11 protein-coding genes are annotated in these 20110 nt (G+C 70.2%); 8 read left to right on the top strand and 3 right to left on the bottom strand.

The features are described 5' to 3' along the window. Positions 1-13 precede the first annotated feature (13 nt). From JRI60_RS52150 to JRI60_RS52120, 7 genes are all read left to right on the top strand, one after another. Complete coding sequence (locus JRI60_RS52150; RefSeq protein ID WP_204223633.1) at positions 14-1687, top strand: ADYC domain-containing protein; 1674 nt, start codon at positions 14-16, stop codon at positions 1685-1687. A 52-nt stretch (positions 1688-1739) separates the two neighbouring features. Further along, on the top strand, positions 1740-3179 hold the full coding sequence (locus JRI60_RS52145) for a sigma 54-interacting transcriptional regulator (RefSeq protein ID WP_239470238.1): 1440 nt from the start codon (positions 1740-1742) through the stop codon (positions 3177-3179). Between the two features lie 110 nt (positions 3180-3289). Then, positions 3290-7222, top strand: a complete 3933-nt coding sequence (locus JRI60_RS52140; protein WP_343213384.1) for a protein kinase domain-containing protein — start codon at positions 3290-3292, stop codon at positions 7220-7222. Positions 7223-7307: 85 nt separating this feature from the next. After that, entirely contained in the window at positions 7308-8963 is a 1656-nt protein-coding gene (locus JRI60_RS52135) for an ADYC domain-containing protein (RefSeq protein WP_204223632.1), read from the top strand. 29 nt (positions 8964-8992) lie between these two features. After that, a complete protein-coding gene (locus JRI60_RS52130; protein ID WP_204223631.1) occupies positions 8993-9346 on the top strand; it encodes a DUF4288 domain-containing protein in 354 nt (117 codons plus the stop codon). A 361-nt stretch (positions 9347-9707) separates the two neighbouring features. Further along, entirely contained in the window at positions 9708-11639 is a 1932-nt protein-coding gene (locus JRI60_RS52125; RefSeq protein WP_239470237.1) for a hypothetical protein, read from the top strand. After that, positions 11636-12976, top strand: a complete 1341-nt coding sequence (locus JRI60_RS52120; protein ID WP_204223629.1) for a hypothetical protein — start codon at positions 11636-11638, stop codon at positions 12974-12976. The genes JRI60_RS52125 and JRI60_RS52120 overlap by 4 nt, the downstream gene beginning before the upstream one ends. 75 nt (positions 12977-13051) lie before the next feature. Here the strand turns inward: JRI60_RS52120 and JRI60_RS52115 are convergent, their stop codons facing one another. Further along, positions 13052-13756 carry a head GIN domain-containing protein gene (locus tag JRI60_RS52115; protein ID WP_204223628.1) on the bottom strand — a complete coding sequence of 235 codons (705 nt, stop codon included), beginning with the start codon at positions 13754-13756 and terminating at the stop codon, positions 13052-13054. Positions 13757-13850: 94 nt separating this feature from the next. Next, positions 13851-16790, bottom strand: a complete 2940-nt coding sequence (locus tag JRI60_RS52110; RefSeq protein ID WP_204223627.1) for a serine/threonine-protein kinase — start codon at positions 16788-16790, stop codon at positions 13851-13853. Positions 16791-17206: 416 nt separating this feature from the next. Here JRI60_RS52110 and JRI60_RS52105 point away from each other — a divergent pair, with 416 nt between their 5' ends. After that, positions 17207-19267 (top strand): PilZ domain-containing protein, encoded by a 2061-nt coding sequence (locus JRI60_RS52105; protein WP_204223626.1) that lies wholly within the window; start codon positions 17207-17209, stop codon positions 19265-19267. Positions 19268-19328: 61 nt separating this feature from the next. On the opposite strand, the gene JRI60_RS52100 is transcribed toward JRI60_RS52105, so the two are convergent. After that, positions 19329-19979: a peptidoglycan-binding protein gene (locus JRI60_RS52100; protein ID WP_204223625.1), complete on the bottom strand. Its 651-nt coding sequence runs from the start codon at positions 19977-19979 to the stop codon at positions 19329-19331. Between the last annotated feature and the right edge of the window lie 131 nt (positions 19980-20110).

Here is a 20110-nt window from a genome sequence, read left to right as displayed (position 1 = left end):
GGAGGATGGATCGATGCATTTCGGGACGATGTGGAGGCGGTCGGCGGGAGCCGCGCTCACGGCGGGTGTGGTCGCTCTGCTCGCCACCACGGCGGGGGCTCAGCAGGGGGGAACCCAGAACGATCAGGGCACGCGCTTGAGTGGCAGCGCGGGGGAGCTCTACGAGCGCATCGGCATTCCGTTGAGCTCCGCGATGCACCAGGGCGCCAGCATCGAGGTCTCGCTCGAATCGGGCCTGTTGGAGCAGAAGGGAAGCGGGCCGTTGAAGGGCTCCTTGTTCAAGAACGTGACCTTCTTCACGACGGTGATGGTGAACAACCAGAACCAGACGGTGAAGTTCACGGTCCAATCGGCCAATCGGCACGTCAACGTCTACACCGAGAGGCCATCGAATACCGCCTGGGAGTACCAGGTGACGTGGGAGTCGCCGAACGGCAGTGGCAGTCTGTGCAAGGACGGGAGGCCGGCGCTCGCGCTGCCGGGCCGTTGGAAGGGGAACGTCTACATTCCGTCCGAGCCGCGGCCGATGTTCTCCTTCGCCTGCGTGCCGCTCGAGACGCAGAACCCCAATGGGAGCTCCTGGTACGCCAAGGGAGGCGTGGCCGCCAAGTGCGTCGATTGGGGCTACCCGCCCTGGCTGAACAAGGATGCTCTTCCGGGCAACGGTGTCTACCCGGCCACCACGCTCGACGAGGCGCTGCGCTACCACGTGTCCTGCGTCGCCATGGCCTCCGCGGACTACTGCGGCGAGGCCAGGTCCAACACCGTCGATGGCACGCCCATCGTCATGTTCAACACCCAGAACGTGGAGAACGGGAAGGATGGTATGGGCAACGCGACCCCCTACGTCGCGGCCGGTCCTTTCGGCTCGGGGGCGGAGTTTCTCTTCGAGGCGGCCTGGGCGGCGGTCCCCGCTGCCACTACCACCGGCTCCGGGCTGCGCCCCAAGGCGCTGTGTCTGACCAAGAAGCGTTGGTCCACCCTGCCGATCAGCGGCGCCTGCACCCTCGACGCCGGTTTCGTGCAGGATCCCCGGAAGCCCCCGGCTGCCGCCACCACCCGCCCTCGCCCCGCCGTCCCGCTCCCTCCCCGGTTCTGCGAGGAGATGCCCAGGAACGAGCTGTTGTCGCAGGGGGCGCTGCTGTTCTCCTACTCCAGCTATGTCGATGCGGGGCTCTACCGCTTCGTCAACCCGACGACCGGCGCGTACCTGACCACTGCCAGGGTGGACGTCGGCCCGTCCGGCAAATATCCCGACTACAAGCCGGATCCGAGCATCCCGGGCGCGGCTGACTTCGTGCCGGACATCAATTCCAACCGACCCTTCTTCGAGGGCCCTCTCTTCAGCGCGAACGCACCCTCGTCGGTTCCGGGCTTCGCGCACACGCGGCCCTTGCTGCGCTACTCCTCCACCCTTCCGGATGGCAAGCGGCGCCACGTCACCCTGGTGGAAGGCGCGCAGGTGCCCCCGGGTTTCGCACCCGATGGGTCCAACAACACCGAGGGGTACATCTACGTGGGTATGCCACCGGCGGGGGTACCCGCGCTCCGCCTCTGGCAGAAGACTCCAGGCCCGGGCTTCCTGACGACCACCAGCGACATGACGGCCCAGGGCTACCTCGACCTCTCCGGCCCGGTGCCGATGGGGTTCCTGCCCTCGATGAGCGCCTACTCCCAGTTGCCCTGACCGTGACTCGGGGTACTCCGCTCATGCGTCCCTGGGGCTACAATCCGGCCCCATGGACGAGGGTGACGATCAGACCTGGAGCGTGGGCCAGGTGAACGTGCGCAAGAATGTCGAGCGGTTCCGCCTGCTCGTGGTCGATGGGACGACGTCGTCCATGGTGGATCTGCCGGTCGAGGGGCAATTGAACATCGGCCGGGCCACCGAGATGGATGTGCGCGTCGCGGACCGCTCGGTCTCCCGCCGCCATGCACGGCTCTATGTCCAGGGCGGCAAGGTGCGCATCTCCGACTGGGACAGCCACAACGGCGTGCGCATCAACGGACAGCTCATCCAGGAGGTGTCTCCGCTCCAGCCGGGCGACGTGGTGTCCATCGGCGAGGTGAACCTGGTGCTGTACGCCGCGTCCTCCGCGGCCTCGTTCGCCGGCCAGGGTGGCCGGGCGGCCCAGGCCACGGAGCTGGTGCTCGGCGAGCGCACCGTGGTGGTGGCCGATCCGGCCATGCTGCGCCTCTACGAGCTCATCCGCCGTCTGGCCGCCAGCGAGCTGACGGTGCTCATCCTCGGGGAGACGGGGGCCGGCAAGGAGAACGCCGCCTTCGCCGTGCACCACTGGTCGCGCCGCTCGGGCAAGCCCTTCGTGGCCATCAACTGCGCCTCCATCGCCGAGACGCTGGTGGAGAGCGAGCTGTTCGGCCACGAGAAGGGCGCCTTCACCGGGGCCACCACCACCAAGCCGGGCCTGTTGGAGACGGCGGAGGGGGGCACCGTGTTCCTCGACGAGGCGGGCGAGCTGCCCGCGGCCGCCCAGGCCAAGCTGCTGCGCGTGCTGGAGACACGGCGCATCCTGCGCGTGGGCGGGACGAAGGAGCGGGAGATCGACATCCGCATCGTCGCCGCCACGCACCGCAACCTGGAGAAGGAGGTGGAGGCGGGGCGCTTCCGCAAGGATCTCTTCTTCCGACTCGGCGCCGCCACCGTGGTGCTGCCCCCGCTGCGCGACCGGCGCGGGGAGGTGCACGTGCTGGCCGAGCGCTTCCTCGCCGCCGCCTGTACCGCCTCGGGGCGCGAGCCGATGTCGCTGGCACCCGAGACCCTGGAGGCGCTCGAGAGCTACGGCTGGCCGGGCAACGTGCGCGAGCTGAAGAACACCCTGGACTACGTGGCGGCCACGGCAACGGAGGCGGTGGTGCGGCCGAGCCACCTGCCCGAGCGCGTCCTCGCCGCGCTGTCTCCTCCCACGCCCCCCGCGCCCGCCGCCGCTGGAGCACCGCACCGTCCGCCGGAGCTGGAGCCGGAGGCCGCGCCGGAAGAGGCCTCCACCGACTCCGAGCCGCTCCGCCGCATGCCGCTCGCCGAGGAATTGCGCGCCATCGAGCGCGAGGCGATGGCCAAGGCCCTGCGCGAGACAGGGGGGGTGAAGGTGCGAGCCGCCGAGATACTCGGCATGCCGCTGCGCACCTTCACCTTCAAGTGCAAGCAGTACGGGCTGTAGCTCGGAGGGGGAGCAGGCAAGGTTTGCCAGGCGGCTCTTGCCGTGCGGGCAAGTCTTGCCCGGTGCCCGAGCATTGCCCGTGACAGGAGGGCAGCGGAGAATGCCCGACCGTGTCCGCGCCCGCTCCCCAATGGGAGCCACCTTCATCCTTCGAGGAGTACCGGCTCATCCGCCCGCTCGGACATGGGGCCATGGGACAGGTGCACCTGGCGCAGGACACGCTGCTGGACCGGCTCGTCGCGGTGAAGTTCCTCTCCGGGGTCGCCCCGGACGAGGGCCAGCGCGAGCGCTTCCGCACCGAGGCGCGGGCCGTCGCCCGGTTGCAGCACCCCAACATCGTCGCCGTGCACCGCATCGGCGAGGTGCTGCGCCGGCCCTACCTCGTCTCGGAGTTCATTCGCGGCGAGAGCCTCGACAAGCAGTCGTGGCCCGTGCCGTGGGAGAAGGTGCTGGGACTGGGCATCGGCCTGGCGCGAGGGCTGGCGGCGGCGCACCGCAAGGGCGTGCTGCATCGCGACATCAAGCCCGCCAACGCCATGCTCACCGAGGACGGGGAGGTGAAGCTGCTCGACTTCGGCCTGGCCAAGCTGCTGGATGCCGCCGAGGGAGCGCGAGACGGAGCACCGCGGTGGGTGGCCCCGTCCCCCCCGGTGACGGAGCGGACGGGGGAGGACGACCTGGCGACGCTGTCCTCTCCGGGCAAGCCCCAGTCCTCGTCCTCCCCGGTGACGGAGCGGACGGGGGAGGACGACCTGGCGACGCTGTCCTCTCCAGGAAAGCCCGCCCGGAGCGAGCCCGCGTCGGGGAAGTCACCGGAGCCGGAGCCGGAGGAAGGACAGGCCTTCGGGCTGACGGCCGCGGGCGCCTGGGTGGGCACGCCCCGGTACATGGCGCCCGAGGTGTGGCGCGGTGAGCCGGCCTCGGCCCGCAGCGACGTGTACTCGCTCGGGGGCGTCCTCTACGAGATGTGCGTGGGCCACGCCCCGCACCAGGGCCCGAGCCTGAGCGAGCTGCGGCAGGCCGTGCTGGGCGGCCGCGCGGCCCCGGTGTCCTCGAAGGTGCCCGGGATGGATTCGCGCTTCGCGGCCATCGTCGACCGGTGCCTGGAGCTCGAGCCGGAGCGCCGCTTCTCCTCGGCCGAGGAGCTGCGCGAGGCGCTGGAGTCCCTGCGCGAGGGAGGCCACACCGAGCTGGTGGTGACGGAGCGGCCCTACCCGGGACTGCACGCCTTCTCCGCCGAGGAGCGCGGTGTCTTCTTCGGCCGGGGAGCGGAGGTGCGCGCGCTGCTGGACCGGCTGCGCGCCGAGCCCTTCGTGCTGGTGGCGGGTGACTCGGGCGTGGGCAAGTCCTCGCTGTGCCGTGCGGGCCTGCTGCCGCGCGTGGCGGAGGGGGCGCTCGGGAGCGCGTGGACGGTGGTGACGCTCGTCCCCGGGAGGCACCCGGTGGCGGCGCTGGCCACGGCGCTGGCCGCGCTGCCGGGGCTGGACGAGGCGCGGGTGGTGGAGGCGTTGCGGGCCGGGGCCCAGGGGCTGGGGCGGCTGCTGCGGGCACACCAGGGCGCCACCGGTACGCTCCTCTTCGTGGACCAGCTGGAGGAGCTGCTCACGCTGGCCGAGCCGGAGGAGGCCGCGCTCGTCTCCGAGGCCCTGGGGACGCTGGCGGAGGGCCTGCCCGGCGTGCGGGTGCTGGCCACGGCGCGCGGGGACTTCCTCACGCGGCTGGCGGCGCTGCCCGGGCTGGGCGAGGTGCTCTCCGGGGCGCTGTACCTGCTACGGCCGCTGTCGGAGGCGGGGCTGCGCGAGGCCATCACCGCGCCGGCGCGGGCCCGGGGGGTGGGCTTCGAGTCCGAGGCCCTGGTGGAGGCGCTGGTGGCGGCGGGACGCGCGGAGGGAGGGCTTCCGCTGCTCCAGTTCGCCCTGGCGGAGCTCTGGGAGGCGCGGGACGCGGAGCGGCGCCTCATCCCCGCCGCGGCCCTGGAGGCGCTCGGAGGCGTCGCGGGGGCGCTGGCCCGCCATGCCGATGGAGTCCTCGCCCGGCTGCTGCCGGATGAGCGGATCGCGGCGCGGCGCCTGTTGCTGAAGCTCGTCACCGCCGAGGGCACGCGGGCGCGGCGCACCCCGGCGGAGCTGCTGAGCGGTGGCGTGGAGGCGGAGGAGGAGCGGGCGGCCCTGGAGGCGCTGGTGCGCGGGCGCCTGCTGGTGGCGCGAGAGGCCCAGGGCGAGGCCACCTACGAGGTGTCGCACGAGGCGCTGCTGACGGGGTGGGACTTGCTGCGCGGCTGGCTGGCGGGAGACGCCGAGCGGCGGGCGGCCCACCAGCGGCTGGAGCGGGCGGCGGCGGAGTGGCGGCGGCTGGGCCGTCCGGCGGACGCGTTGTGGGGCGCGCGCTCCCTGGCGGAGGTCGCGTCGCTGGAGCCGGGCGGGCTCGCGCCCCAGGAGTCGGATTTCCTCGCGGCCTCGCGCCGGGCGGTGCGCCGGGGGAGGCTGGTGCGGCTCGGGGCGGTGCTGGCGCTGCCGCTCACCGCGGGTTTCGCCTACGGGGGCAACCTGCTGCTGGTGCGGTTGGAGACGCGGCGCGAGGTGGACGCCCACCTCCACAAGGCGCGGGAGCTGCTCGAGGAGGCGCGCCAGGAGGGCGCCGCCGTCGAGTCGCTCCGGCAACAGGCCTTCGCCACCCTCGAGGTCCGAGACGACAAGAAGGGGGAGGAGCTCTGGGCCAGCGCGCTGCGGAAGGCGGCCCGGTTGAACGAGGAGCTGCATGATCCGATCAACCAGGAGCTGCGGCGGGCCCTGTTGAAGGACCCCGGCCGCGAGGACACGCGCCAGCTCCTGGCGGGTGCCATCTACGAGCGCCTGTTGCTGGCCGAGCGAGCCCACCAGGGCTCGCTGCGGGAAGACCTGGAGCGCCAGCTCGACCTGTACGACGGGACGGGCGAGTACCACCGCCGCCTCCAGGCTCCGGCGCGGCTGGACGTGGAGACGGGGCCCGCGGGCGCCACCGTCTCCGTGCAGCGCTACGTCCGGGAGGGCGGGCACCTGCGGCCCTCCGAGCCCCGGCCGCTCGGTACGACTCCGCTGGCGGACGTGGAGCTGGAGCCGGGCTCGTACCGGCTGGTGCTCGCGTTGCCGGATCGCCCGCCCGTGTACTACCCGGTGCTCGTGGCGCGCGGGGAGCAACTGCGCCTGCACATCCCCCTGCCGGCCTCCGTGCCCGAGGGCTACGTCTACGTGCCGCCCGGCCGCTTCCTGGTGGGCAGCGAGGACGAGGAGACGGTCCGTCGCAACATCCTGCGGGTGCAGCCGTTGCACGAGGCGCGCACGGGCGGCTTCCTCATCGCCCGTCACGAGGTGACGTACGCCGACTGGCTGCGCTTCCTGCGCGAGCTGCCCCCCGCCGAGCGCGAGCAGCGCCGGCCGCGCGTCCAGCACTTCAACGGGAGCGTCGAGCTCAGCGAGCTGCCCGGTGGGCAGTGGCAGCTGTTGCTCAAGCCGAGGGATCACACCTTCCTGGTGCGCGAGGGCGAGCGGGTGCACTACCCGGAGCGCACGCGGTTCGTGGACCAGGACTGGCTGCGCTTTCCCGTGTCGGGCGTCTCCTGGCACGACGCCCAGGCCTATGTCGCGTGGCTGTCGCGCTCGGGGAAGCTGCCCGGGGCGCGCCTGTGTGAAATCTACGAGTGGGAGCGGGCCGCCCGCGGCGCGGATGCTCGGCTCTACCCCCACGGCTACGAGCTGGGGCCCGAGGACGCCAACTTCGATCGCGCCTACGGGCAGAAGAACCTCGCCTTTGGCCCCGACGAGGTGGGCAGCCACCCCGCTTCCGACAGCCCCTTCGGCGTCTCGGACCTCTCCGGCAACGTCTGGGAATGGGTGCACCTGAACGCGATGCCTGGCTCGACCTTCTACTCGGGCGGCAGCTACTACCAGAGCTTCATCGACGCCCGGAGCAACAACCACTACACCAACAGGGATCCCTCGCTGCGCACGCCGCTCGTCGGCCTGCGCGTCTGCGCGGATCCACCCGTCCCTGACCCGGTTCCCTGAATTCCCCGTTTCCAGATACCCTGGCAGGACCCTTGCTAGGGGACAGCGGGGAAGCGAGCGCGAGGCGCTCGAGGAGGAAGGACCGATGGATTCGGGGACGCGGAGGAAGCGGCCGGTAGGGGCGAGGTTGCTCGGCGGGATGCTGGTGCTCTTCGCCACCACCACGGCCTGGGCGCAGGTGGGGGGCTACCAGAGCGATCAGGGGACGCACCTGCACGGCACGGTGGACAGGAAGTTCGAGCCCATCACGCTGCTGCTGAGTAGCGCGAGGTATCAGGGCGTCGGCTTCCAGCAGGTGGGAATCGATCGAGGCCAGCTCGTGGGGATGTGGCAGGGGAGCCCCAGGAGGGGGGATCAGTTCAGGGACGTGAGCTTCTCCGCGGAGGTGGAGGGCCAGGTGGTGAGATTCAAGGTCGTCGCGGCCCAGCGGCACGCCAATGTCTACACGGGCGTCGAGTCGAGCACCGCCTGGGAGTACCAGGTGGAATGGAGCTCGCCGACTCGGACCGGAAATCTGTGCCCGAACGGCTCCTGGGCGCTGGCGATGCCCGGCCGGTGGAAGACGGTGAAGGCGGGGGAGACGGACGCGAACGCGGGGGATCCGAACGCGCGCCTGAACGTGCTCATCTACACGCAGCCGGATGCGTTCTCCTTCGCGTGCCGTCCGGTGAGGAGTGAGGAGGGGCAGGAGACGCGGTTCATCGGGGGAGGGGTGGCGGCCAAGTGCGTGGATTGGGGTTATGCGCCGTGGCTGAGCGCGGATCCGATGCCGGGCGGGGAGCCGGTGGTCCCGGCGACGTCGATCGTCGAGGCCTTCGAGTACCACGCGGCCTGCACGGCGATGGCCTCGGCGGACTACTGCGGGGAGGGCATGCCCAATACCATCAATGGAACGCCGCTCATCATGTTCAACAAGGGGGACGTGGAGACGCAGGTGGAGCCGGAGGATCCGCTCACGAAGTATGTGTCGGCGGGCCCCTTCGGAGCGGATGGTGACTTCTTCTTCGAGTCGGCGTGGACGGGGACGCCGGTGTATGTCTTCGAGCGCACGGGCGAGAGCAGGGCGGTGCGGGGCAAGGCGCTGTGTCTGACGAAGAAGCGCTGGTCGACGCTGAAGTATGGAGGCACGTGCCCCTACAGCCTGCCGGATCCGCGCCAGCGCGAGCACGAGCCGTTCTACTGCGAGCAGCTCTCGGTGGACGAGCTGATTGGCAAGGGCTCGATGCTGTTCTCCTATTCGACGTACATCGACACGGGGCTGTACCGCTTCAAGAAGCCGCAGACGGCCCAATTCCTCACCACGGCCGCGACGGCCATGGCGCCGAATGGCGACGGGTACGTGTCCCAGGTGGGAGGCGCGGAGCAGTACCTGTTGGATCTGCCGCATGCGCAGTCGTTCGAGGGGAGCATCCTCGGACGGAACGTGCCGCACACGTTCCCGGTGCTGCAGTCCACGCGGCCGTTGCTGCGCTACCGCTCCACCACGGGGAACGGCTTCCTCTCACTGCTGATGGGGATGCAGGCGCCGGCGGGCTATGAGCCCGATGGCGTCGACAACCTCGAGGGCTATGTCTATATGGGGCCGAATGTGTCTGGGACCACGCCCGTGCTCTGGCTGTGGTACCGGCAGCAGGACGGGGCCTACGCGACGTCCACGCGGGACCTGAGCGTATGGGGCTATACGCTGGTTCAGCAGATGGGCTACCTGCCTTCGATGAACGAGTACGCCCAGATGCCGTAGCGCGGGCGCGCGTCAGGAGCGGTGAATCCATGCCATGGTTTGCGGTGCACGCCATCATGAGGGTCAGCTTCAAGGATGGCTTCGCGGGTTACGTGCCAGTCTGGGAGAACATCTACCTGGTGGCCGCGGAATCTCCAGAGGAGGCGCACAGGAAGGGAGTGGCGAAGGCATTGGCCGCGGAGGGAGATAGCTCAGGCACGTTTTTCTGGGACGACCATCCGGCCAGCTGGGTTTTCGCGGGTGTCCGCAAGATCATCAAATGTGACGATGATCCAATCGAGGAAGGTGTCGAGGTCACCTACTCCCAGTTCCGGCTTCGAGGGGAGGACGACCTCGAGAAACTGGTAGCGGGAGAACCGGTGAAGATTGTCTATGAGGATTGATGGCCAGCGTGGGCTTGCCCCGGTGACGTGGCTCTTCCGCTCTTCGCCTGGTTCAGCGGCGGTGCTGCTTGGGGCCGTGCTGCTGTCCACCGGCTGCGTCACGCTGGCACCGCAACCCGATGCGAGACACCCCACGGGCCCGCGTACCCTCTCCGCATTGCGAGAGACGGGGGCCAGTACGCCCCCACTCGACGCTTCCTCCCCTCTCGCTTCTACCGGGCCTGGTGGGCAGGATCGGCCGCACCGCCGCCCGAGCGCCCGGGGTCTGGGCCCGGACGTGCTCCTGGCGAGCACGCCTGCGCACGAGGTGGCCGGCGGGGGGAATGCCACCCAGGGCCCTGCCGCCTGCGGAGGAGAGGCCGTGCCCCCAGGCTGGCCCGACTTCTCCTCCGGAGACGGGGAGGCACTCCTCGCCCCCTTCCTCACGTGCACCTCGCCCGCGGAATTCCTCGCGCTGCAGGAGCGCGTGGACATGCCCCGGCTGGTGGAGGCGTTGGACGACTGGCGCGCCGTGCGGCTCGGTGCCCAGGGCCCCGCGCGCGAAGATGTCGCTCGCCTCCTCAACCTCAAGCGCGCCTCCCTCCTCGTGAAGACCACCGAGGACCATGGAGCCGTCAGAGCCCAGGTACTCGCCCTCTTCATCGTCAACTCGTCCCATGACGATGACTTGCGGGAGATTCTCTTCCTGTTGGCCCAGGATAAGCGGCTGGAGGAGATGCTCGCGTTGCTGCCCGCATTCCAGACGGCCCTGGAGAGGCGGGGCCTGAAACCCACGGCCCGTCCGGACCGGGACTTTGAAACGAGAGACGTGGGACGAGGCCTTGCCCGCGCTGGCAGGGACGCGCTCACCAGCTCTCCGGTGAGCGGTGACGGGGCGGCCTTTACCTTCTCCACCATACGAGGCCAGCTGCCGCCGGACTACCAGGAGGCCCTCGACGAGGCGGAGAAGAGGTGGGCGGCGCGGCACTTCTCGGCGGGCAACGTGGTGCTGGGCGGCTTGGACCACCTCACCTTCGGCGTGCCGCTGGGCTTCTACGGCTTGCTGGCCAGCACGGGCCATGGTGCGCATTCGCTGGCGCGAGGCGAGTACGAGCAGGCCACGCGCGAGCTGGCGCCAGCGACGCTGCTGGTGGCCATCTATGTGGGAGGAAAGGGCGTACGCCACTTCTCCGAGGCCCGAGGCACACCGGGAATGGGGCCGCACCTCCCCACCGGACTCGAGACCATGGAGCCGCGGCTGCGCGCCCTCGAGCACACGGCGCGGCGGTTGGAAGGGTTGTTGGGCGCGGACGGCCTGCGGGAGTTGGCCCGGTACCTACGAGCCAGCCGGGAGTCGGGCCGCTTCGTCGCCGTGGGGGGAGTGGACGCCGCGCTGGCGCTGTACGAGGCCCGGGGAGATGTGGCCAAGGCACGGCCGCTGATGTCCAGGGCCAGGCCCGGGGCCACGGGCACCTCCGTGGGGAGGAGCGGACCCTCCCCAAATGAGACGCGCGGCGTGGAGCGCCCTGATGGCCTGGCCTCGCTGGTGGACGAGGGGGCTGGCTACACGCGGGAGGTGGTGGATGCAAAGCTCTCGGCGGTGGAGCTCGAGTCCACGAACCCGCGTCTGCCCAAGGACGTGGGCGTGCTGGAGAAGCAGCGTCCCTCCCTCGACGCCCCGCCGCCCGAGGCCCGGGGCAACCCACGCTGGCGCGAGTACGTCGACTACTACGAGAAGCGCCTGGGAGAGGTGAAGGAGAGCAAGGCCGCCAAGGGCCCCCTGCCGTGGGAGGCCTACGAGCAGATGCGGGTGTGGTTTGCCCGAGGACTGGCCTTCGAGCGCGTCATGGTGACACTGCTGCAGGCTGACGCACGGCTGCCACGCGCGCAGCGCCGCTTCCTCGGCGACTTCGACAAGCCCCGCATCGAGACGAATGTGGGCGTGAGGAAGCCGGACTCCGGCTTGCGCTTCGCGGACGTGCTCGTCATCGAAGCGGGCGAGCTCGGCGGACAGCCGCGTCGCGTGGAGACGTTCAGCTTCAAGAGCCGAGAACTCTCGGGGTTGAGAGAGACGGCGTTGGAGGCACAGATGATTGCCGACGCGAAGGAGGCTCTACGGAACTACGGTGAGACGCTGGACATCCGTCGAGACTCCCTCCAGCCCCTTTTTCCAGGGGGCAGTGAGGTGCGGGTTCCGAGGGTTCGCCTCGTCTACGAGGGTGGCAAACTCAAACCTACGAATCCAGACTACTTGGATGCAGCCATGGAAAAAACCAGGAGTCAGGTTCCGGAAGTAGAGGTGCTGTTCCAATGAAAGTACTGGAGTTTCACGGCGAGAAGAGCGAGGACCACCTTGGGCTCATCTTCAAAGGCGCCATGAATCCACAGGCCGCACTGACAAGTGAGCTCGAGCCTTTCCTTGAAGCGTTGGAGGAGTACGCAGGCCGGTGGATGCCGGATGTCGTCACCGGCAAGCGCCAACGCAAATACGCCCGCAACGCCATTTGGAAGGCGCTGGAAGAGCGGCGCGATGGGAACAGCACGTCCATTGGACTCTATCGGACGAAGTGGCCCGCCCTGGACAGTCGGCTTTGGCTGTGGCTCCCACCGCGGGCTCCCGAACTGGACATCATCATCAAGGTGAAGCCTCTCTCTTTCTTCGCTGAGGCGCAGCTCTGCCAAGGTTTCGTGGAGATGGTGCGCGCCTGGGCCTCCCGCTATCCGGTCACTCATGCGAGGGCCCACAGCGCCGATGACGCGCAGTTGGCGGGTTCCCCCCGCTTCGGACGCGATCAGCAGACCTCCATTCGAGACGGGTTCGACAAAATCTACGAGGTCTTCTGGCTCAACGTCTTCGGCCCGAAGCTGGTGGAGATGGTTGGCCGTGAGCGCATGCTGTCCACGCCAGCCCACCGGCTGGAGGAACTCCCAAACGGCTCCGTCCTCCTGGTGACGTGGCCCACCGCCGCGGATTTCGCCAGCGACGAGGCGCGCCTCGCCCAGGCCCGCGCGTTCGTCCACCTCCGACCGGATCTGGACTTCGACACCGTGCTGCGCACCCTGCGCGAGCGCAGTGCCATGCTGGCCCCCGTGGAGCCTCGCTTCCACCCAGACGTGGCGCCTCTGCTATCGCGCGTCGTGGACCGCGTCGCCAGCCACGAGCGCCAGCGCAGGATTGCCGAGTTCAACGCGTACCGCCCACCCGAGCCCCAGGAGTGGCGCCCCGCGGTCTCCGCTCTGCCTCCGGACGTGGATGCCCCGGAGCGCGCTCGCGAGCATTACAGCACCCTCGCCGAGCGTCTCGTGGCCCTGCTGCACACGAAGGTACCCTCCATCTTCGAGGAGACACCCGAATCACTCAGCGATGTGGACTACCAGTTCTGGTATGAGGACTTTCCGAGGGTGTTCGAACGGCAGGACATCGACGCACACGTGGTGCCCGCCATTGGCGCGTACCTGGGAGAGGTGCTGGTGCGCAACCTCGGCGGTCAGTGGATTCCGCGCCAGAAGTTGGAGGAGGCCCAGGTGCTCGTAGGCAACCGTGTATGGTTTCCTTTTGCCCGGGCTCACCACTACATGCGCTCGTGTCAGGCGTTGCTGGACTACTCCCTCACCCAATTCTACCGTGCGGCCGAGCGGCACCGGGGATGATAAAGAAAGAGGTGGAGGCACGCAGCCCCCCGGCTCCGCGGCTCCACCCCAGTGCCACGCTTCTCGCGCGACGCGTTACTCGTACTCGACCTCGGAGCCTCCCGAGGTGTCCACATCGACCTTCTCGGGCTTGCGCGACGCCTTCACCGTCGAGCCTCCGGACAGCTCGCCCTTCAGGCTCCGCTCGGGGGAGGCCTCGACATGGGTGCCGCCGCTGGCCTCGACCTCGAGCGACTCGGCCCGCACCTTCCGCGCCTTGATGACCGCGCCCCCGCTGCCCTCCACGTGCATCTCTCCCGTCTGGCCCTTCAGCGATACCTCGCCGCCTCCACTCGCCTCGACCTCGAGCTTCTTCGTGTCCAGGCCGGTCACGTTGACCTCACTGCCCCCGCTCGCCTCCACCTCGAAGGTGCTCGCCGCCGTGGCCTCGGCCTCGACGTGCGCGCCCCCGCTGGCCGACACGCTCTCCACGCGCGGATTGGTGACGTAGAGGCGCACCTCCTTCATCCCCCTCGAGAACAGCGAGCCCCGCTCCACCTGCGTCGTCAGCACCCCGTGCTCCACGACGAGCTTCACCCGGGACAGGTCCTCCGAGCGGCCCTCCAGGCGCACCGACTTGGGACCCGGCTTCACCTCGGCGCGGATGCCGTGGCTCACCGCCACGCCCCGGAAGTCGGGAACCTCGATCTGCCCCTTGGGCGAGTCGGCGGCGGGGGCCTCCGCGAAGGCCGGCACGGACACCAGGAGGGCGACGGGGAGGAGCAGCGTGCGGAGCATCATCTGGGCGGACCTCGGGAAGGAGGAGGCGCGAGGCCTCGTGTCCTCCGAGGTACGCACGGCGGCCGGAGCGATTGCACCCGCGCCGCCTGGCCGCCTACTCCCGGGCTTGTTTCCCGAGCGAGACGCGGAGCGACGAGAGCTCCTTCGGCTTGATCTCCACCGACACCTTCTGCGACTTGCCGTCGGGACCCACCAGCTTCAGGGTGTGCTTGCCCGAGGGGAGGGACACGCGGAAGAGCGGCGTCTCGCCCAGCAGGCGGTTGCCCAGGTACACCTTGGCGTATTGATCCGAGGTGAGCGTGAGGCTGCCCGTCTCTCCGGACGTTTCGGCCGCGCCCGTGCGCTCCCGCTCCATCGCCTCCCACGCCCGATCCGCCTCGTTGGCGTTCGTCACCTGCTCGGGAGCGCTCTCCACGTCCGCGGAGGAGGCCCGCTTGCGGCGGGACGGCGCCGCCACCTTGCCTCGCTTCGCCGACTGCGCGGGCTCGGGGGACTCGACCTGGGCGGCGGCCTCGGGGGCGTCGTCCTGACCGTCCGTTGCGCTCGCGCCCGGGGGCGGAGGCGCATCGGTGGGAACGGCCTCGTTCTGCCCCTCGGCCGCACCCGCACCGGCGGCGGCCTCTTCCGGGGTGGCGGGTGCCGCGGAGGTAGCCGTGGCCTCCGGCGTGGCGCTCGAAGGAGCCGCCTGCGCGGCCGGGTCGGCCGGAGGCGTGTCACCCGTGCCGGTCTGGGGCACCACGGGAGCGGCATCCCCGGTGCTGGCCGGCGCGGCCGTCGAAGCGGGAGGAGGAGGGGCCTCGGCCGCCTGGGTCCGAGCCTGTGCCGGGTCCTGGGGGAACAGCCGCGAGGACAGCAGTCCCCCGTCCAGTCGCAGCGCGACCATGGCGGCTCCCGCGCCCAGGAGGATCGCGAGCACCAGCGTGGCCACGAGCACACCCCGGCGCGAGGACGTGGGCTCTGGGGCTGGCGGGCTCGAAGCGGCCAGCTCCTTCTCCTGGGATTCGATCACCAGGCCGTTGGGCGAGGTGCGCTCCTCATGCTCCTCGTGCTGGGGCTCGACCGGGGCCGACCACGGAGGCAGGGGGGACTTCAGCACGGGGACGGTGGGGTACTCCGGAGCGTCCTCGTCATCCTCGAACCCCATCGGGCGCAGCTTCGCGGGGGTCGTGGGAAGCCTCAGTGCGGGGACGGTGGGGTACTCGGGGGCGTCCTCGTCGTCGAGCTCCAGCTTGCGCGGAGGGGGCAGTGGTGGACGCGAGACGGGCGGGGAGGGCTGCTCCGGCGCGGAAGTCCCGGGCTGCTCGAGCGAGCGGACCGGCTGGGTGACGGCATCCAGGTGTGACAGCGAGGGCTCGAGCGAGCGAGCTGGCTGGGTGACGGCGTCCAGGTGCGACAGCGAGGGCCGGCGTGGCACACGCGCGGAGCCGCCCCCGGAGGCGGCACCGGGGTCCGGGGTGACGGGCTGATCGCTGGGGCGGCGCGGCCGCATGACGGCCGTCTTGAGATCCGGCTCCACCGGCTCCTTCACCGCGGGGGGAGCGTCGGTGCGGTTCGGGCCGCGCGGGCGCGCGGGAGAAGGCTCGGGGGGTGCCGGGGTCCGCGGCTCCGGCGGAGGGGGCTGGCGGCCCGAGGCACGGGCGGGCGCGCGAGGCGCGGGCAGCACCGGCCGATTCGGGCCCGGGGTCTCCTCGGGAGGCGCCGGGGCCGGAGGCGGGGGCGGGGCGGCGATCCGGGTGACCTCATTCGGAGCGGGCGCCGGAGACTTCGTGACGGCCGGGTAGGGGACGACGTCCGTATGGTCGGACGCGGCGGCGGGCACGGGGAAGTTGGGCGCGGAGATGACGGGGATGAGCCCCGCGGTGGAGATGCGCGGGGGAGCGGCCACGCCGGGCGGAGGCGTCGGGGCGAGGGGCGGCCGGGCCCTCGGAGCGGCCACGCCGGGCGAGGGCGCCGGAGGCGTGGCGGGCACGGGAGGCGGAGTGGAGGGTGTCTCCCTGTCCGAGAAGAGCTGCGCGAGCTTCACCTCGCCCGTGCCCCCCGCGGCGGCCCGTCCGCTGGCGAGCAGCTGGCGCGTCTGCTCCCGGCGCTCGGCGAAGAGGCGCCGCAGCAGCTCGCCGCTGCGCTCGGGCAGCCAGATGAGCGGGCCCACGGCGCGCTCCAGCTCGCGGGCGAACTCCAGCGCGCTGGCGTACCGGTCCTCGCGCCGGCGCGCGAGCGCCTTGAGCACGATGGCATCCAGCTCGGGGGGAATGGCCTTGTTGGTGCGCGAGGGCTCGGCGATGGGGCCCTTGAGCACGGCGTTCCACACCGCCGAGGGCACCTTGCCCGGGAAGAGCCGCATGCCGGTGAGGCACTCGTGCAGCACCACGCCCAGGCTGAACAGATCACTTCGCGCGTCCAGCGGCTCGCCGAGAATCTGCTCCGGCGACATGTAGCCGTTGGTGCCCTTCACCATGCCCACCTGGGTGCGGTGGGCGCCGGCCAGGTTCTTGGCGATGCCGAAGTCGAGCAGCTTGGTGACGCCCTCGTACGTCACCATGATGTTCTTCTCGGCCACGTCGCGGTGGATGACGGGCGAGGGCTGGCCGAGCGCGTCCGTGAAGGTGTGCGCGTAGTGCAGCGCGAGCGCGGTGTCGCGCACGGAGGCCAGGCCGAAGCCGATGGGCATGGGCTCGTCGGCGGCGCGGCAGGCTCGGGCCACCTCCAGCAGCGTGGCGCCGGGGACGAACTCCATGGCGAGGAACAGCTCGCCCTGGGCCACGTCCAGGTCGAACACCTGGGCGATGTGCGGGTGGTTGAAGGCCGCGGTGACCTTGGCCTCGTCCAGGAACATCCGGACGAACTCCTCCTGGCCCTGGATGTCCGGGAGGATCTTCTTGAGCACCACGGGTTTGTGGAAGCCGGCCAGGCCGCGCTTGGACGCGAGGAAGATCTCCGCCATCCCGCCAGTGGACAGGCGGCAGAGCACCTCGTAGTTGCCCATCTGCCTGCCGCGCACATCGTCCGGCGCGAGGGGTTGCCTTGGCCCAGCCATTCGAGGAAGCCGAGTTTATATGGCGGGCGGCTCCGAGTCGAAAGCCACCGTCGTGATTTTCGAGTGAGGGTGCAACGGGAGCGGATTCCACCCGTGTTTCCGGGAGGTGGGAGCGCCGTCGGGAGCACACCGGGCCCGGGGTCCCCCCAGGCGCGCGGCGGGTGAGCCCTGTGCACGCGGAGTGGAAGGGGCAATCCCCACCGGGTGCACGGGGAGTGTGTTCACTGTCGTTCGCGAACGGATGACCCGATGGGTCCGCAACGCTTCCACGGATCCCACCCCCGGATGCGGCTGCAAGCCCCGGGGCGTGTGTCCACATTGGCGGAACGGAAGGCCACCCGGTGTCAGTCAAGACGGTGGCGCAAAAAACTTTCATGGTTCACGTAACTCGGCTCTCCAAGACAGACGGAGTTCCCATGGCGACGGAGAAGGTGGACGTCACGCGCGCCCGAGAGAGCATCCTGGGCTACCGCCTGGGGCCAGGGCTGCGGGCGGAGGCGTCGGTGGAGGGGGAGCAACCCGAGGCGAGGCTGGTGCAGCTGTCGCCGGAGGACCTGACGTTGAGCCTGTCGAGGCCGACGGTGCTGAGGCCCGGGCAGACGGCGAACGTGGTGTTGGGGGTGGGAGGGAAGAGGACGTCCCTGAGGGCGCAGGTGACGAACGTGCACGTGCCGGGGCCGGAGGAGGCGTCGGAGCTGAGCCTGCGTTTCGTGGCGCCGCCGCTGGACCAGGGCCGGCACATCGTGTCGGTGCTGGAGGGGATGAGGGACAAGGGCGAGCTGGAGATGCCGCGCTCGAGGCCCATCTGGCGGGAGCGGATTACACGGGCGGATCGAATCTGCCGCATCTTCGAGGCGCTGACGGCCAGGCGGTGCCGGGGCATGGCGCGCGCGAGCACGGGGGACGTGGAGCTGGTGGCGGCGCTGTATGACAAATACGACGGGCGGGTGGCGTGGGAGGTGATGGGGGTGCTGCCGTCGGTGCCCTTCACGCTGGAGATGTTCGGCTACAGCTCGGTGCTGCACTTCCAGGTGGAGCACGCGACGTACGAGGACGGGCTGTGGAGCGTGCCGTTGCCGAAGGAGCTGGTGCGCTACCGGCACCGGTGGCTGAGGAGGGCTCCGGCGTGGGGCGGGTGCGCGGTGCGCTTCAGCCATCCGTTGTGGCCGCAGGTGCGGGTGGAGCGGGAGCTGGCGGAGCTGTCGTACGACGGGATGTCGTTCTGCACGAATCCGGGCGAGGACGTGATGTACCCGGGGCTGGTGCTGCCGGAGATCGAAGTGGGGATGCCGGGGAGGGAGCCGGTGCGGTTGAAGGCGGAGGTGCGCAGCATCACGGGCTCGTCCCTGGGGCGGCGCTGCGGCATGTCGGTGGTGCCGGTGACGTCGGAGGAGGCGCACCGCTGGCGCAATCTGGTGGAGGAGCAGAGCCATCCGAACACGCGGGTGACGGGGGAGTGGAACCAGGGGACGTGGGAGCTGTTCGAGCGCTCGGGGTACTTCCGGCTGTCGGGGAAGAGCCCGGCGGACTTCGAGCGGATGCAGGCGGAGTACCGGGAGGCGCACGAGCGGCTGGAGAGGAATCCGCGGCTGGGCTACCGGGTGGTGAGGCCGACGCCTGGGGGCGAGGCGGTGGAGGCGAGCCTGTCGTGGCTGAAGCCGTACTCGGGGAGCTGGTTGGGGCACCAACTGGCGAGGCATCAGCCGGGGAACGAGCGGGCGCGGGGGACGGCGCGGGAGGCGCTGCGGGACATCTATCTGAGGGGCTTCGAGCCGGCGCAGATGGACGCGGAGGTGAAGTGGTTCCTGGCGTACTGCGAGGCGCACGTGAGGTGGGTGCGCTTCACGGCGTTCGACTTCGCGGAGTGGTACCAGCACACGGGGAAGGCGTGCATGGTGCCGTTCCGGTTCATGGAGGCGGACGCGAGGCGGGAGTGGGAGAAGCCGGAGGGAATCACGCTGGGGGCGCCGACGGAGGAGGAGAAGGAGGCGTTCTTCGAGCGGGTGAAGGAGACGAGGCCGGAGGCGTACCGGGAGGCGTTGGACCTGGTGCCGGAGCGGTTCGAGCTGACGGAGCTGAAGAGGAAGTGGAGCGAGGCGGGGCTGAAGCGTGAGCGGGACGTGCTGGTGGCGCGCAAGGAGGGGCGAGCGCTGGCGGTGGGGGTGTTGGAGACGGCGCACCCGGGGCTGAACCTGTTCCACGTGTTGGACGGACTGCGGATCGTGCCGTTGGTGGACGAAGCCTCTGCGGAGGGGCAGGAGGCGATGCTGGCGTTGCTGGCGGGGGCGGCGGAGTGGTACCGGCAGCGAGGGCTGGACGTCTTCGTGCACTACGTGGAGACGGAGCACACGGGGTACACGGAGAGGGCGAAGCTGGCGGACTTGGGGGAGGGGAGGATCTGGATCCTCTCGGCGCAACTCCTACCGGACTTCATCGAGCATCTGTACGAAGCGACGACGCCAAGAGGCGATCTCTAGAAGACAATCACCCCTCTCCCTCTGGGAGAGGGACGGGGTGAGGGTCTTCACGAAGCGCGCATCAGTACATCAACCCGGGGATGAGACCCCCGGTGGTCCACTTCCGGCCGTGGGCGCTGAAGACCCCGACGCCGTACTGTGAGCCCTTGGCCTCGATGGTGCGGCCGTCGCCGAGACTGATGGCGACGTGACCCGGGCGGAAGAGCAGGGCGCCGCGGGTGCGGAAGGCCCGCTCGACGGAGATCTCCTTGCCGGCGCGCTGGATATGCGGGAGCTGGTTCATGGTCCCATCGGGGATGGAGACGCCGACCTGGTGAGCGGCCCACTGAACGAGCTCGGAGCAGTCGAACTCCTCGGGGTTGGGATCATCGAGCCGGACCTCGGCGCCGAAGACATACCGATCGCCGGCCTGGGAGAGAGCCATCTGGACGAAGGCCTCGGCGGTGGCGGGGGAGCCCGGAGGAGGAAGAGGAAGCGTGGGGCTCTGGGCCTCGAGCCGGTCCCAGACCTGGGGGCCGGCGATGCCATCCACGGTGATCTTCTCCGCGCGCTGGAAGGCCTCGACGGCGGCCTGGGTCTTGGGGCCGAAGACGCCGTCCACGGTTCCGCAGTCGAACCCCTTGCCGTTGAGCAGGGTCTGGAGCTCGCGCACGTCGGGGCCACGGGAGCCCAGCTGGAGGGTGGGCAGGAGCGACCGGGCAGGAGTAGCCATGATGACAAACCTCGATGAGAGGGGATGTCGTGCCCTCTCCCTGGAGTTCTTCTGTCCGGGAGAGAGGGAGGTGGCTGTCCTTGTGATGCGGTGGCGCGCGAGCGTGTCAGGGGACGAGGAGCGCCTGGCGG

This window comes from Archangium violaceum (assembly GCF_016887565.1).
GTDB classification, from domain to species: Bacteria; Myxococcota; Myxococcia; order Myxococcales; family Myxococcaceae; genus Archangium; species Archangium violaceum_B.
This window is presented reverse-complemented; position numbering and strand designations above follow the sequence as displayed.

Excerpts from the sequence above, each read along its gene's own strand:
- JRI60_RS52115 (WP_204223628.1), bottom strand. The coding sequence starts at position 13,756 with ATGATGCTCCGCACGCTGCTCCTCCCCGTCGCCCTCCTGGTGTCCGTG.
- JRI60_RS52135 (WP_204223632.1), top strand. The coding sequence starts at position 7,308 with ATGGATTCGGGGACGCGGAGGAAGCGGCCGGTAGGGGCGAGGTTGCTC.
- JRI60_RS52150 (WP_204223633.1), top strand. The coding sequence starts at position 14 with ATGCATTTCGGGACGATGTGGAGGCGGTCGGCGGGAGCCGCGCTCACG.
- JRI60_RS52145 (WP_239470238.1), top strand. The coding sequence starts at position 1,740 with ATGGACGAGGGTGACGATCAGACCTGGAGCGTGGGCCAGGTGAACGTG.
- JRI60_RS52105 (WP_204223626.1), top strand. The coding sequence starts at position 17,207 with ATGGCGACGGAGAAGGTGGACGTCACGCGCGCCCGAGAGAGCATCCTG.
- JRI60_RS52130 (WP_204223631.1), top strand. The coding sequence starts at position 8,993 with ATGCCATGGTTTGCGGTGCACGCCATCATGAGGGTCAGCTTCAAGGAT.
- JRI60_RS52100 (WP_204223625.1), bottom strand. The coding sequence starts at position 19,979 with ATGGCTACTCCTGCCCGGTCGCTCCTGCCCACCCTCCAGCTGGGCTCC.
- JRI60_RS52110 (WP_204223627.1), bottom strand. The coding sequence starts at position 16,790 with ATGGCTGGGCCAAGGCAACCCCTCGCGCCGGACGATGTGCGCGGCAGG.
- JRI60_RS52120 (WP_204223629.1), top strand. The coding sequence starts at position 11,636 with ATGAAAGTACTGGAGTTTCACGGCGAGAAGAGCGAGGACCACCTTGGG.